14 protein-coding genes are annotated in these 14,866 nt (G+C 59.8%); 6 read left to right on the top strand and 8 right to left on the bottom strand.

Annotated features, from left to right (window positions below; translation table 11 throughout):
- The first annotated feature begins 649 nt into the window (after positions 1-649).
- Positions 650-1,471, top strand: coding sequence for a DeoR/GlpR family DNA-binding transcription regulator (locus AC1D19_RS27575; RefSeq protein WP_477765227.1), 822 nt, complete (start codon positions 650-652; stop codon positions 1,469-1,471).
- A gap of 53 nt (positions 1,472-1,524) precedes the next feature.
- On the opposite strand, the gene otnI is transcribed toward AC1D19_RS27575, so the two are convergent.
- From otnI to AC1D19_RS27605, 6 genes are all read right to left on the bottom strand, one after another.
- Positions 1,525-2,307 (bottom strand): 2-oxo-tetronate isomerase, encoded by a 783-nt coding sequence (gene otnI, locus AC1D19_RS27580; RefSeq protein ID WP_477765228.1) that lies wholly within the window; start codon positions 2,305-2,307, stop codon positions 1,525-1,527.
- A gap of 21 nt (positions 2,308-2,328) precedes the next feature.
- Positions 2,329-3,789 carry a GntT/GntP/DsdX family permease gene (locus AC1D19_RS27585; protein ID WP_477765229.1) on the bottom strand — a complete coding sequence of 487 codons (1,461 nt, stop codon included), beginning with the start codon at positions 3,787-3,789 and terminating at the stop codon, positions 2,329-2,331.
- Positions 3,790-3,994: 205 nt separating this feature from the next.
- The gene (otnC, locus tag AC1D19_RS27590; RefSeq protein WP_477765230.1) at positions 3,995-4,645 is read right to left on the bottom strand and encodes a 3-oxo-tetronate 4-phosphate decarboxylase; all 651 of its coding nucleotides are present in this window, start codon (positions 4,643-4,645) and stop codon (positions 3,995-3,997) included.
- Entirely contained in the window at positions 4,642-5,940 is a 1,299-nt protein-coding gene (gene otnK, locus AC1D19_RS27595) for a 3-oxo-tetronate kinase (protein WP_477765231.1), read from the bottom strand. The genes otnC and otnK overlap by 4 nt, the downstream gene beginning before the upstream one ends.
- A 10-nt stretch (positions 5,941-5,950) precedes the next feature.
- The gene (gene ltnD / locus AC1D19_RS27600; protein ID WP_095945035.1) at positions 5,951-6,856 is read right to left on the bottom strand and encodes an L-threonate dehydrogenase; all 906 of its coding nucleotides are present in this window, start codon (positions 6,854-6,856) and stop codon (positions 5,951-5,953) included.
- A complete protein-coding gene (locus AC1D19_RS27605) occupies positions 6,849-7,016 on the bottom strand; it encodes a hypothetical protein (protein WP_477765232.1) in 168 nt (55 codons plus the stop codon). Before AC1D19_RS27605 ends, ltnD begins: the two co-directional genes overlap by 8 nt.
- Positions 7,017-7,373: 357 nt before the next feature.
- On the opposite strand from AC1D19_RS27605, the gene AC1D19_RS27610 reads away from it, so the two are divergent.
- The 3 genes from AC1D19_RS27610 to AC1D19_RS27620 are packed head-to-tail and all read left to right on the top strand — an operon-like array spanning position 7,374 to position 10,409.
- Positions 7,374-8,693, top strand: coding sequence for an MFS transporter (locus tag AC1D19_RS27610; protein WP_477754346.1), 1,320 nt, complete (start codon positions 7,374-7,376; stop codon positions 8,691-8,693).
- Positions 8,694-8,717: 24 nt separating this feature from the next.
- Positions 8,718-9,470, top strand: coding sequence for a maleate cis-trans isomerase family protein (locus AC1D19_RS27615; RefSeq protein WP_477754345.1), 753 nt, complete (start codon positions 8,718-8,720; stop codon positions 9,468-9,470).
- Between the two features lie 21 nt (positions 9,471-9,491).
- Positions 9,492-10,409, top strand: coding sequence for a LysR family transcriptional regulator (locus tag AC1D19_RS27620; protein WP_477765233.1), 918 nt, complete (start codon positions 9,492-9,494; stop codon positions 10,407-10,409).
- Positions 10,410-10,446: 37 nt separating this feature from the next.
- Here the strand turns inward: AC1D19_RS27620 and AC1D19_RS27625 are convergent, their stop codons facing one another.
- Entirely contained in the window at positions 10,447-11,337 is an 891-nt protein-coding gene (locus tag AC1D19_RS27625) for a LysR family transcriptional regulator (protein WP_477765234.1), read from the bottom strand.
- A 180-nt stretch (positions 11,338-11,517) separates the two neighbouring features.
- On the opposite strand from AC1D19_RS27625, the gene AC1D19_RS27630 reads away from it, so the two are divergent.
- Positions 11,518-12,507, top strand: coding sequence for a zinc-dependent alcohol dehydrogenase family protein (locus tag AC1D19_RS27630; protein ID WP_477765235.1), 990 nt, complete (start codon positions 11,518-11,520; stop codon positions 12,505-12,507).
- 248 nt (positions 12,508-12,755) lie between these two features.
- Positions 12,756-13,856, top strand: a complete 1,101-nt coding sequence (locus AC1D19_RS27635; protein ID WP_477765236.1) for a Gfo/Idh/MocA family protein — start codon at positions 12,756-12,758, stop codon at positions 13,854-13,856.
- 4 nt (positions 13,857-13,860) lie between these two features.
- On the opposite strand, the gene AC1D19_RS27640 is transcribed toward AC1D19_RS27635, so the two are convergent.
- Positions 13,861-14,745: a LysR family transcriptional regulator gene (locus AC1D19_RS27640; RefSeq protein WP_477765237.1), complete on the bottom strand. Its 885-nt coding sequence runs from the start codon at positions 14,743-14,745 to the stop codon at positions 13,861-13,863.
- Positions 14,746-14,866: the final 121 nt, after the last annotated feature.

The following is a 14,866-nucleotide window of genomic DNA, read 5'->3' on the forward strand; positions in this document are numbered from 1 at the left end:
AGCCTCCGGCAGCTCCTACAGGGGAACGCGTGCACCACCAAACAACGAGGTCGAGCGTTAGCTCGCCTCGCGGTGCTGTTGCGGTGCACGCCCCCTCGTGAGGCCGAGCGCAGGTTCTGCGCAGTGGGCAACCCGGCATGGATGCCGGGTTAGCCGCGCACGGCCATGGATGGCCGATCGCGGCGGGCCCACGGAGCAGGACCGGAGCGAGGCACCGAATGTCAGGGGCAAGAGCCCTTGGTTACTTGGGGCTTTTCCAAGTGACCCGCCGTAAGGGCGGAACCAATAGTGGCCGTAACCGCAACAATGGATATGTACACCAGGAAGAAAATGCTCGGCCGTCAGTTGCCATCGCTGGCAAGTCGGATCGCCGCACCGCAGCTTCTACAGGTATCGGTGTTCCCCGGAATTCCGTGAAGAACCTTATTATTACGCTGAAATAGACAGAACGACTTCTGAACCTCTACTCAGTTGCTCTTCATATGCAACTGATAAAGCTCATTGGCAATGGCGATATCCTCCAGCCCCAGTCCGATCGAGCGAAAGAAGAATGTGCTCGACATCTCCTCCCGCTACTGATCCAGCCGCAGATTCGCTACTATGGTTCCCCGCCTTCCTTGTCCGCGGATTTCTTCATTCTGGAGCCCGAATGCCTAGTCAAAAGGACATCGCCGCCGAAAGCGGCGCACCGATGATCCCTGAACAGCGCCGTGAATTGATGCTGCGACAGTTGCGCAAGCATCAGGTGCTGAGCGTTCATCAATTGATGGAAATGTTCGACTGTTCGCACATGACCATACGCCGCGACATTGCATTGCTGGAGCAGGAAGGTCGTGCTTACTCGGTAACGGGTGGGGTGCGGATCGCCAGCCAGCTGCACAGTGAGCCCAGCCATCAGATCAAGGCGGTGGTCGAGTTGCCGCAGAAGCAGGCCATGGCCAGGCTCGCCGCCCGGCTATTGCATGCCGACATGACGATTTACCTGGATGCGGGAACCAGCACGCTGGAAATCGTCCCCTATATCAAGGCGCTGTCCGGCATGACCGTGGTGACTAATGACTTCGGCATTGTCCAGGCACTGATCGAAGCCCCCCATGTCACGGTGATTCATACCGGCGGGCAGCTGGATCACTCCAATCAATCGTGCGTGGGCGGTCTGGCGGTTGCCACATTGCGTCAGGTCGTCACCGACATCGCATTCATATCCACCAGCTCATGGGATTTGCGGCGCGGCCTCACCACCCCTTCGGCGTTGAAGGTTGAGGTCAAGCAAGCCGCGATGCAATCGGCTGCGCAAGTGGTGCTGGTGGCCAGCAGTTCGAAATACGGCACCTTCAGCATGTACAGGATTGCCGGGCTCGAGCAGTTCGACATCATCCTCAGTGACGACGCATTGACCCATGCCGCGGCCGATGGCATCCGCAAGCAGGGTGTCGAACTGTTGCTGCCGGCTGACAATACACCGGCGTGAAACAACGGGCTCCTGCATCCTGCGGAGCCCGTCGCCGCCCTCCTCTATAGTGCTTAACGCGCCTTCCAGTCGCGCAACCACTGCAAGCCGGCAGACGTATTGCCTCGTGGCCGATACTCGCACCCTACCCAGCCGTCATAACCCAACTGGTCGATCAGCTCGAACAGATAGGGATAATTGACTTCCCCCAGGTCCGGTTCATGCCGGTCCGGCACGCCGGCGATCTGGATATGCCCGATACCGTCGAAGTCGCGACGCAGTTTAGTCGCCAGGTCGCCCTCGACGATTTGGCAGTGGTAGCAGTCGAACTGAACCTTCAGGTTACTGGCGCCCACTTCCTTGCAGATGGCTTGGGCCTGATCCTGGCGGTTGAGGAAAAAGCCTGGCATGTCTCGTGTATTGATCGGTTCGAGCAAGACGATGACGCCTGCCTTGGCCGCCTGGGCGGTGGCGTAGGCGAGGTTTTCCAGGTACACGCCGTGATGCCGTGGGCGATCGCTTTCCGACGGCAACAGCCCGGCCATCACATGGATGCGCGAATTGCCCAGCACACCGGCGTACTCCAGGGCACGATCAAAACCGCTACGAAATTCACCCTCCCGACCGGGCAACGACACCGTGCCCCGCTCCCCCGCAGCCCAATCACCGGGCGGCGCGTTGAACAGTGCCTGCACCAGGCCGTTGTCGCTCAAGCGTTGCTTGAGCTCTTCAGCGCGGTAGTCGTAGGGAAACAGATATTCCACCGCTTCGAAACCGTCAGAGGCAGCGGCGGCGAAGCGATCCAGAAACTCATGTTCCGGGTAGAGCATGCTGAGGTTGGCTGCAAAACGAGGCATGGTAGCTCCTGAGATAAAGGGTTAGACAAAGGGCCAGATCAGCAGGGTAATACAGAAACCCAAGGTGCCGAGCAAAGTGGTCATCACCGTCCAGGTGCGCAGACCGTCGGCCACGTTCAGGCCTGACAGCTTGGTGAAGATCCAGTAACCGGCATCATTGATATGGGACATGGCCAACCCGCCACCGCCCATGGCCAGACACAGCAGCGCCATGTGGTTCGGGGTGAGATCGAGGGTCGCAATCAGCGGGCTGATGATGCCGGCAGTGGTCACCAGCGCCACAGTGGTCGAGCCCTGCACCGCGCGCAACAGCATGGTCAGCAAAAAGCCCAGGGCCAGCACCGGCAGACCGGTGGTGCGCAGCATGTCGGAGACCACGGCACCGATTCCGGTATCCACCAGCACCTTGCCGAACACACCGCCGGCACCGGCAATCAGGATCACCATGGCCACACCGGGTAAGGCCGAACCGATCACGTCAGACACCTGAGTGCGGCTCCAGCCCCGACGCGAACCCAGCAGCCAGGCACACAGCAAGGTGTCGATCAGCAGCGCCACCAGCGGCGCACCGAGCACGGTCATGATGCCGCGCAGAGTCGATTCGGCAGGCAGCAACGAGGTGGACAGAGTCCCCAGCAGAATCAGAATGATCGGCAGCAGGATCAGGCTGACGATCAGGCCAAAACCCGGTGCGGGGGCCGGCGGCAGTTTGGAAACGATGCTGCTGGTCGACTCTTCCAGGCCCATGTGTGATACGGCTTCAGCCGCTCGATCAGCGCTGATGTCGTTGCCATTGGACCAGGCAGCCAGATCCTCGTTGGTGACATGCGGGCCATAGACCTCGGCACGAATATCGTCGGTCATCGGGTACGCCCGACGGGTCATGCGCCCGGCCACGCGGTAGCCGACATAGCAAAGGAACGCGGTGATCGGCAAACCGAACATCAGCACGCGGCCCAGGTCCGCGCCCAATTGGCTGGCAGCGGCCACTGCACCCGGGTGCGGCGGCAGAAAGGCGTGTACGGTCAACAACGCAGCACACATCGGCAACGCAAACACCAACAGCGGCTTGCGCGCACGCCGGGCAATACCATAGGCCAGCGGCATGAGGATGATCACGCCAACCTCGAAGAATACCGGCACCCCGACCATGAAGCCGGCAATCGTCAACGCCAGGGGCGTACGCCGGTTGCCGAAACGGGTGATCAGCGTCTTGGCCAGCGCTTCGGCACCGCCGGAAAGCTCGATGATTCGCCCGATCATCGCGCCCAGGGCAATGATGATCGCGATATGACCCAGGGTCTTGCCCATGCCGCCTTCGATGGTCGCGACCAGATCGGCCGGTTTCACCCCGGCCACCAGGGCCACCAGAATGCTCACCAGCATCAAGGCCACGAAGGGCTGGAACTTGTACTTGAGCACCAGGAACAACAACAGCGCGATGCCCACCCCGGCAGTAATCATCAGGATTAACGGGCTCATTTCAGAAGCCCTCCACACCGGGTGAACGAAAGGATTCTTCTGAAAATGCCACAGTGAAGGCGAGTCATGCCTGGAGTTCCTCTTGTTATTGTATTTTTAGGCAAGCCGGGGCCATCGAGAGTCGCTGAGCGTCTCCCGGACAGGGCCTGCGTTATCTATCTGTCGTGTTCTATCGTGTTCTATCGTTTTAAAAGAATTCAGCGCACTACCAGTGCGCACCGAATGTCTCTCGCAGCTCGTCCAGCGCCGCCTGATCCAGCGGTTCAGGCTTGGGATTGCTCATCAGCCAGAGTCGCGCGGTTTCCTCGAGCTCTTCCAGGGCGTAGCTGGCCCTGGAGACCGAACTCTCCCAGACCACCGGCCCAAGCCGCTCGAGCATCACGCCGCGAACGCTGTTAGCCAGCAGCGCGACCTGTTCGGCAACCTTCGGCGAACCGGGTCGCTGGTAGGCAATCAACGGGATATGCCCGACTTTCATGACCTGATACGGCGTCAGCGGCGGCAGAATGTCGTTCGCCTGCCAGACACCTGCGAGCGTCAACGCCACCAGATGGGTGGAGTGGGTATGCACCACGCCGCCGACATTCGGGTTGCGGTCGTAGACCTGGCGATGCAACGCCAGGGTCTTTGAAGGCTTGTCACCGGACACCCATTCGCCGGCCAGATTGACCTTGGCGATGGTTGCCGGATCGAGGCGCCCGAGGCAGACATCCGTCGGCGTGATCAACCAGCCGTCATCCAGGCGCGCGCTGATATTGCCGGCGCTGCCGACGGTATATCCACGCTGGTAAAGGCTGCGGCCAACCTCACAGATCTCTTCGCGCAGGGCGTTCTCGTTATTCTTTGCGCAGCTCATTGTGCACCCCCGGCCTGGGCGAGTTGGTTCAAGGCTTTACTGAAGAAATCCCGGCCACCGAAGTTGCCCGACTTGAGTGCCAGCGCCAATGGTTCGTCAGTACTGCTGACGGTCGCCGGCACACCCGGATCGATCTGCGCGCCGATCTGCAGCAGCTGCACCCCCAGCGCCTGAACCACAGCGCCCGAGGTTTCTCCGCCGGCAATCACGAAACGGCGCACGCCGCTCTGGCGCAGACCCTGTGCAATTTCGCCAAAGGCGTTTTCCACCAGACTGCCAGCCTGCTCGACGCCCAGTTGCAGTTGCACCGACTTGACCTCATCCGGTGAGCTGGTGGCGTAGATCAATACGGTTTGCTCGTTATCACGGGCGAAGGCCAAGGCTTGCGCCACCACCGGTTCCCCCGCCGCCAAGGCCAACGGATCAATCCGCAACGCTGGCCGGCCGGCTTCGAGCCAGGCGGCCACTTGCCCATTGGTGGCGATCGAAGCGCTGCCGGCCAACACCACTTCCCCACCGGAAACCGCCGGAAGTTTCGAGGCGTCGAGGTCGCGCAACTTGCCGGCGCGACGGAAGTTTTCCGGCAGGCCCAAGGCCAGCCCCGAACCACCCGTCAACAACGGCAGATCGGCGCAGGCGGCACCGAGGGTGTACAGATCGCTGTCCGACAAGGCATCAGCAATGGCCATGCCGACACCTTGAGCCCTCAGCTCGGCGATTCGCGCCCGCACCTGCTCTGCGCCACGGGCAATCGTGTCGTAGCGCAACAGACCGACATTCAGGCGGGTCTGCGATTGCAGCACGCGCACCAGGTTGGCATCGGTCATCGGCGTCAACGGGTGGTTCTGCATGCCCGACTCGCTGAGCAGTTGATCCTGCACAAACAGGTGGCCGCGAAAGATCGTCCGGCCATTTTCCGGGAACGCCGGGCACGCCAGGGTAAAGTCGCTACCCAGTGCGGCCAGCAGCGCTTCGCTGACCTGGCCGATATTGCCGGCCGCGGTGGAGTCGAACGTCGAGCAGTACTTGAAAAAGATCTGCTCGCAGCCTTGTTCGCGCAGCCAGGCCAGCGCGGCGAGGGACTGCTCGACTGCTTCGGCGACCGGCGTGGTACGCGACTTCAGGGCAATGACGATCGCATCGGCATCAAGCCCGGCAGCCACTTCCGCGCTCGGGATGCCAATGCTTTGCACGGTGCGCATACCGCCGCGTACCAGCATGTTGGCCAGGTCCGTGGCGCCGGTGAAATCGTCGGCGATGCAGCCCAGCAGCGGGCGGGCGGTGGAGGTAGTCATGGGGTGTTCCTCAAACAGGCTCAGGCTTGGCAGTCGGCAATTCGATGCCCGGGAAAATCTTGATTACCGCCGAGTCGTCCTCACGACCGAAGCCTGCACTGGAGGCCTGCATGAACATCTGGTGAGCGGTGGCCGACAGCGGCAGCGGGAATTTGCTGGCCCGGGCGGTATCCAGCACCAGGCCCAGGTCCTTGACGAAAATATCCACGGCGGACAACGGCGTGTAGTCCGCCTTGAGAATGTGCGGCACGCGGTTTTCGAACATCCAGGAATTACCGGCGCTGTGGGTGATCACCTCATACAGCGCATCGGCATCGACCCCTTCACGCAGGCCCAGCGCCATGGCTTCGGCAGAAGCGGCAATATGGACCCCGGCCAGCAGTTGATTGATGATCTTGACCTTCGAACCCAGGCCATGGACGTCGCCCAGGCGATACACCTTGCCGGCCATGCCAGCCAGGATCGACTCGGCCTTGGCGTAGGCGTCGGCCGGGCCCGAGGTCATCATGGTCATCTCGCCAGCGGCAGCCTTGGCGGCGCCACCGGAAATCGGTGCATCCAGATACAGCAGGCCCAACGCGGCCAGGCGCTGGCCCAGGTCCACCGCGTAAGTCGGGGCGACTGTGGCGCAGCCGATCACCAGGCTGCCCGGCCGCAGAGAGGCCACGGCACCACCCTCACCAAACAATACGGTCTCGGTCTGCTCGGCGTTGACCACCACGGTAATGATCACGTCACACTCAGCGGCCATGTGCGACGGTGACAGGCAAGCCACACCGCCCTCCCCGGCGAACTGCTCTGTTACAGCAGTGCGCACATCACAGGCATGCACATTAAAACCGCTGCGCAACAACGAGCGGGCAATGCCCAGCCCCATCGCGCCCAGACCGACCACACCGACATTCTTGTTATTCATGGGGTACTCCAGAGAAAAGCAGCGATTGCTTCCACGCCTGCAAGGCGCAGACGTTGGCTGCGTTGTGAACAGGGCAGCGGTAGACAGAATCAGCACCGAGCGGATAAGCCAGCTGAGGGGCGCTGTGATTCAGGGCGTGAGTCGGGATCTCATCGAACATCAAGGCAATCCTGTTCTGTCGTGTTATCAGGTTGTCACACCGGCTGATGGAGATCATCTACCAGTGATCAGATTATGTGAAGTATTTTTTATCAATAACATTTTTTAACACCGCTTTCGCCGCGCAGAAAAAACAAGTCGTGTGATGCCCACAACAGCACTGCCGGTGCAAAAGGCAAAGCAGGTGTTCCTGCCCCTCCCCACTGCCATCGCCACCCGCGATGGCAGGCTCGTGAATGGCTGATATACGAACGGCTTTTACCTCTCCTAACATCGGTCGCACATGACCACTCGGGTGCCGATCACCTTTCGGCACACGGGCTCCAAGAATAAAAACGCAAACCCGCGAGGTTGAACCATGAAAACCCTAGCCGTCAGTTCCACGGCGCAAGCTTCTGTCGTCGACGGAGTCGGTCAACTGACCGCCAACCAGCGTTACGTGACGTTGGGGGGCTCCTGGGCCGCCTGGCTGTTTGACGCGCTGGATGCCACCATCTTTGGCTTTGTCCTCCTGGCGGTCGCCAAGACCTTCGCCGTCGGTCTGGGCGATGTGGTCTCCACGGTTGCCTGGTTTCTGCTGGCCACCGGTATCGGTGGTTTCTTCCTCGGCAACATTTCCGACAAGATCGGCCGCAAGAAAACCATGATGCTGTCGGTGTTCGTCTATGGCACCGGCACCTTGCTCTGTGCTTTTGCCGACAGCCTGTGGCAGCTCAACGTGTTTCGCTTCTGCGTGGGGATCGCCGTGGGTGGCTTGTGGTCCGCCGCGGCGGCACTGGTGTCGGAGATCTGGCCTGCGGCCGGGCGCGCCAAGGCCTTTGCGGTGATGCAGACCGGCTGGTCGGGTGGTGGTCTGCTGGCAGCGATTTTCGCCTGGAGTTTCCTCGATGGCGGGAATCCTGAATCCTGGAGAAGCCTGTTCATCTATGCCTCGATCCCGGCGTATTTCACCCTGGTGTTCATCTGGTTGTTCGTCAAGGAATCGCCGGTGTGGCTGGCCAACCGCGAGTTCATGCGCCGTAACGCCGACAAGGGCCGGCTGATGGAAATCTTCCGTCCGCAGTATCTGAAAGTGACCTTGCTGGGCCTGAGCATTTCGGTACTGGGCATGTACGGCTACTGGATCATCACCACCTTCATGCCGGCTTACCTGCAGAGCATTCTGAACGTGCGCATCGATCAGGCTCCGGTGTTTGTCATCTGGATCGGCATCGGCGCCACCATTGGTTACCTGGCCTACGGCTACCTGGCCGAAAGCATCGGTCGTCGCTTGTCGTTCGCGGTGTTTTTTGGCGGCATGGCGATCATGGTGCCGGTGTTTGCCTACTCGGCGACCTTGATGCCATTGACCGACGGCAAGCTGCTGTTCACCACCCAGAACGTCATCGCCCTCGGTTCGCTGGCGGCACTGCTGGGCTTCTTCACCGGTTATTTCAGCGGATTCGGCGCCTGGTACTCGGAGTTGTTCCCGACCAGCATCCGTTCGACCGCGTCGGGTTTCTGTTTCAACTTCGGCCGGGTCGGCGCCATCGCCGGCATCAAGCTGGTCCCGGTGCTGATCCCGCTCATCGGCTTCACCGCCACCATTTCCCTTGCCTCCGTTTCCTACGTCATCGCCGCTGTCATGGTGTTCACGCTGCAGGAAACCAAAGGCGTTCAACTCACCAGCGGCAACTGACCCGACCGTTCAAAGGAAAAATCCATGAAAAATTTTCGCATCGGCCAAATCGTCCCCAGCTCCAACACGACGATGGAAACCGAAATCCCGGCCATGCTGACTTCGCGCTACGAACTGTTTCCCGAAGAGCATTTTACCTTTCACTCCTCACGCATGCGCATGATGCACGTCAGCCCCGAAGAGCTGAAAAAGATGGACATCGACAGCGACCGTTGCGCGCTGGAACTGAGCGATGCACGAGTGGATGTCATGGCCTATGCCTGCCTGGTGGCGATCATGTGCCAAGGCGCGGGCTATCACCAGGTCTCGCAGGATCGCCTGAGTAAAACCGTGGCCTCCAATCAATCGACCGCTCCTGTACTCAGCTCCGCCGGTGCGCTGATCGATAGCCTGCACATGCTCGACTACAAGAAAGTCTCGATCATCACGCCGTACATGAAGCCGCTGACCCGGCAGGTCATCGACTACATCGAAGCGGCCGGAATCGAAGTGGTCGACTCCATCAGCCTGGAGGTTTCCGACAACCTCGAAGTCGGGCGTCTGGACCCGATGAATCTGCTGGCTCACGCCGACAAGCTGAACATAGGCCAAGCCGATGGCGTGGTGTTGTCCTGCTGCGTGCAAATGCCATCGCTACCCGCGATCCAGCTTGTCCAGGATCGCCTCGACAAACCGGTGCTGTCGGCATCGATCGCCACCGTTTACCAAATGTTGAAAACCCTTGGCCTCAAGGCGCAAGTGCCCAACGCCGGCCACCTGTTGTCCGGGGCGTTCTGAGCCGATGCCGGAGGAAGTACTATGCTGGCCATTCAGGCCAAACCGGTACTTCCCATGAAACTCGATCCGGTCTCGTTGCGACTCTTTGTCAGTGTCGTTGAAGAAGGCACCATTGCTGCCGCCGCCAAACGCGAACACATCGCCGCGGCGGCGGTCAGCAAACGGCTGAGCGAGCTTGAAGAACTGCTCGATTCGAAACTGCTCAACCGCACCAACAAAGGCATCACCCCGACCGATGCCGGTCTGTCGCTACTGTTCATGGCGCGCAGCGCCTTGAACAACCTCAATGAAATCGTCGTGCAGATGCGTGACTACTCCCACGGCCGCCGTGGCTCGGTGCATGTCCTGGCCAATATTTCCGCCATCACCCAATTCCTCCCGGGCCTGATCAAGTCGTTCATGGAGCTGTACCCACTGATCAACATCAGCCTCGAAGAAAGGCAAAGCCTGGCCATCACCAAGGCGGTGTCCGAAAATCGCACCGACATTGGCATCTTCACCCGTCTTCCGCACGGAGCCGATATTGAGGTTTTCCCGTTTCGTACCGATCGACTGGTGTTACTGGTTCCCCTTGGGCATCCGCTGGCGACACGCCGTTCCGTCAAATTCAGCGAAACCCTGGATCACGAATACATCGCCTTGCGCAGTGGCACTCATCTCAACTTTCAGTTGATCAAGGCGGCCAACGACCTGGGGCGTTCGCTGAAAATCCGCATGGAAGTCTCCAGCTACGACGCGCTATGCCTGATGGTTCAGGCCGGCCTGGGCATTGGCATCATGCCGGAGGGGAGCGCGGCGATTTACAAAATGGACGGTGCGAAGGCGATCAGGCTGGATGAGCCGTGGGCCTCCCGCGAACTCAGCGTGTGCGTGAGGTCGCGAGAGGCGTTGTCGGTCGCGGCGGGATTGTTCCTCGAGCACTTGCTCGAAAGGGGGTGAGCGATATCAGGTTCAAGGGCTCGAAGGTGCAGGTCGATCATGGATTTGGGCCAAACGCAGCACTGGCAAAGTCCAGAAAGCTTCGCAGCTTGGGAGTCAACCGGCGATCAGGCGCATATAAAAGGTTCATGGGTGAGACCGGCACCTCGTAGTGAGGCAAAAGACTGACCAACGTTCCATCTCTCAGTGCGTCCTTGACCAGTTCCAATGGCTGAAGCATCACACCCAATCCAGCGACGGCGGCTGCGAGTAGCGGATCGCCCTGATTAATCGTCAATCTGCTTGTAATGGGAACGTCCAACCGCCCTTCTTTTCCGTCGAAACTCCAGTGTGAGCGCCCGTCGGAATACGCAAAGCCCAGGCACTCGTGCTGTTGCAGATCCCAGGGTGTAGTGATGAGAGGCCGCCGTGCCAGATAGGACGGCGCAGCACAGAGCACCATCTGGTAGGGTCTCAATGGCAACGCTTTCAAACCGCTGTCCGAAAGCTCACCTACCCGAAACACTGCGTCATAGCCGTCTTCAACGAGGTCTACGATCTCGTTTGATAACGTCAGGTCCACTGAGACCTGCGGATACTTGACCATGTACTCCAGCAGGCGCGGCGACAGCGTACGCATGCCGTATGTGACGGGTGCGTTAATTCTCAGTCGACCGATTGGAACCCCCCGCGTCACAGCCGCCATGCTTTCTGCAGCGTCCATATCGGCAAGGATCATCTTTGCTCGTGGATAGAACGAGCGACCAAATTCGGTGAGGCTTTGTTTGCGAGTCGTTCGGTTAAGCAGGGACACCCCCAAGTGCTGCTCGAGCATTTTCACCTGTTTACCTACCAGTTGCGGGGATAGATTGAGATCTTCCGCCGCCGCACTGAAGGAACCGAGTTGTACCGCTTTGACGAATGTGGCCATCTGGGTGAGACGATCCATTGGAAACCCATTGTTTCTAGTGTTGCGCCATCCTAGACCTTTATCCGAAGAGGGGCCAAAGCCTATATTTGCTTGCCATGACTCAGGCACGCTCATAAAACCGAGCATTGCCTGGGTCCCGGCTTTCACTCAAATCAGGTCGGCATTCACCCCGGCCCCTTGATTACGACAGAGGTAACGATGGCCCGCATTGTCAGAATCCATGAGTACGGTGACGCAAGCGTCTTGAAGCTGGAAGCAGTCGATGTGCCTGCTCCAGGATCGGACGAGGTGCAAATTGAAGTAAAAGCCATAGGGCTGAACCGGGCGGAAGTGATGTTCCGCAGCAATGCCTACCTGCAAGAGGCGGAATTTCCAAGCCGTCTGGGGTATGAAGCCGCCGGCGTTGTTGTCGCGGTCGGTACCGGCGTCACTGACTTCAAGGCAGGCGATGTTGTCAGCGTCATTCCGCCACTGGACATTGCACGCTGGGGCACATATGGCGAATTGGCGAACGTGCCCGCCAACCTCACGGTCAAGCATCCCGAAAACCTGTCTTTTGAACAGGCTGCGGCCTCCTGGATGCAGTACGTTACAGCGTGGGGAGCATTGGTCGAGCAGGCAAAACTGCAAAAAGGTGATTGTGTTCTGGTTACCGCAGCGTCCAGCAGCGTCGGTTTGGCTGCCTTTCAGATTGCCCGAATGGTGGGCGCCACCGCAGTCGCCATTACCCGCACCCGGGCAAAGAAACAGGCGTTGCTGGATGCGGGTGCCGCACACGTCATTGTCAGCGAGGAAGAGGATATTGTTGAAGCGACAATGGCGCTGACCGGCGGATTGGGTGCCCGTGTCGTTTTCGATCCCATAGGCGGCCCCTCCTTCGTACCTCTCACCCAAAGCATGGCCAAGGGCGGTATCCTGCTTGAGTATGGAGCGTTGAGCCCGGAGCCCACGCCATTCCCGTTGTTCACCGTATTGGGTAAAACCCTGACCCTCAAGGGCTACCTCTATTCTGAAATCGTTTCCGACCCGGCGACCTTGTCGCGGGCCAAGGCGTTCATCCTGAATGGACTCGAATCGGGCGCGCTGCGGCCGATCATTGCCAAGACCTTTACACTCGATAACATTCAAGAGGCGCACCGCTTTCTTGAAACCAACCAGCAGATCGGAAAGATCGTGGTGACCGTTTAACGTTTGCATCAGAACCGCGCATGGCCGGTTTGCGTCTCAAAACAGGAGAGATCCTGAAAGCGAAACAACCGGCCTCTCTGCGAGACATAGTGCAGCCCTGATGCGCAGTATTGCGGACACCAGCGTCCGAAGTGTTCGGATCTCTGGCGCATGTTTCCCGACTGCATCTCTTCCTACACTGGGTGACCGGGCTTCTTGTCCCGCCCGACAACGCAACCTTTCCCTTCAAACCAGGCTCAGGAGTTTCCATGACCCTGTCATCAAAAATTCGAGTGGGTCTCATTGGCGTCGGTCATTGGGCCGAGTACGGCCACTTGCCCGCCCTCCAGTTGCTTCCCGACTATGAGCTGACGGCAGTCCACAGTCGCAGCCCGGAAAAAGCCGCCGGGTTGGCACTGCGCCACGGCATCCGCTTTGCGCTCGATTCCGTGGAGGCTCTGGTCAACCATCCGGAAGTGGATCTGGTGCTCGTGCTCAACACGGCACCCCAGCACGAGGCCACCGTACGGGCAGCCATCGCCGCCGGCAAAGATGTGTACTGCGAATGGCCGCTGACGCCCAGCAAGGCCGTGTCGCAGGAACTGATGGCGCTTGCCGAGAAGGCTGGCGTTCGGCATATCGTCGGACTGCAGCGTCGACTGAACCCGGATTATCGCTACGTACGCGATCTGTTAAAGGACGGCTACATCGGGGAACTGCGTTCGGTGCGATTGCATATCAGCGTCGAATATTTCCAGCGCGAACGCATCGCTGCCCTGTACTTCACCATTCCGCCGGAGAACTTCTCCAGCCTGCTTTCCATCTATGGCGGTCACTATTTCGATGCGGTGTTCAGCATGCTGGGCCATCCGCAGAGCATCAGCGCGCTGACTGTCAACCAGTTCCCGGAAGTGACGCTGATCGAGACAGGCGAGGTACTGAAACACACAACGGCCGACCAGATTCTGGTCAACGGTACCTTCTCCAACGGGGCTGTGCTGACGGTCCATATCGAAGCCGGGAAACGCAACAACCATGGCATACAGCTGGACCTGACCGGCACCCAGGGTGATCTCAAGATCTGGAACACCACCAGTTTTGGCGACCAGTTCAATACCATCGAAGCGGCCCAGGGCGACTCGCAACCCATGCATACGCTCACGGTGCCACCGAGCTACAACTGGCTGCCGGAGAATGACCTGGGCGGCAGCCAGCAGGAACTGGCCAATTTGTATGCTGCCTACGCCTGGGATGTGCGCGACGGTACCCAGGTTGCACCTACCATGGCGGATGCCGTGCGCATGCACGAATTGATCGATGCCATCGAAATCTCCAACCGCGACGGCGTGCGCCTGACGCTGCAGGCGTAAGCGATCAGATGCGCAAATGCGCACTCATGTAGTCAATGAACACGCGCAACTTGGGCGAGGCATAACGGTTGGCTGGCCACAGCATCCAGAAGACGACCTGACGGTCAATGCAGTCGTCCAGCACGGTGACCAGCTGGCCGCTTTCCAGCGCTTCGCGCACCAGGAAAGTCGGCAGAAAGGCAATGCCCCGGCCCTGGATTGCGGCGTAGGCAAGAGGCTCGATCGTGTTCGACGTCATCGTGGCGGGCAGCACCAGTTCAGCCTCGGAGGCTTCGAGTCGCAGCGGCCAACGCTCCAGCTTTCCGGTTGCGGGGAACTTGTGCTGCAGGCATGCATGGCGTTCCAGTTCACGCGGATACGCGGGTACGCCATGCCGCTTGAGATAGGTCGGCGACGCCACCAGCACATGTGCGCAGGAACCCAGGCGGCGCGCAGTCAAGCGAGAGTCGGTTTGCTCGCCGGTGCGAATCACCGCGTCGAACCCCTCCTCGATCACATCGACCATGCGGTCGCAAAAATCGATATCCAGTTCGACTTCCGGATACCGCTCCATGAACCCGTCAAAGGCCGGCATCATCAGGTCGCCCAGTAGCGGCGTGCCCACCCGAAGTCGCCCCCGCGGACTGCCAGCCAGGCCTGACAGCTCGGACTCGGCAGCGGTGACCTCGCTGAGGATGCGGCGGCAGCGCTCAAGGAACAGGGTCCCCTCGGCCGTCAGCGTGATGCTGCGTGTGCTGCGATGAAACAGCCGCACATGCAAGCGCTCCTCCATCCGCGCAATGGTTTTACCCACGGTCGAGGATGACACCCCCAGCTGGCGGGCGGACTCGGTAAAGCTGCGCGTTTCGGCAACCTGCACGAACATCGAGATGCCATTCAGACTTTCCATCACTTTTCCTGCCTGCTCCGGTAGCCCCCCGCCAACAAGGCGGGATTACGGAAAAAACATCCGAAATGTTCGGCATCGCGGGATATTTTTCTCCGTGAATTTTACGCCTACATTGCGCCCA

Source organism: Pseudomonas sp. P1_C12, assembly GCF_056406435.1.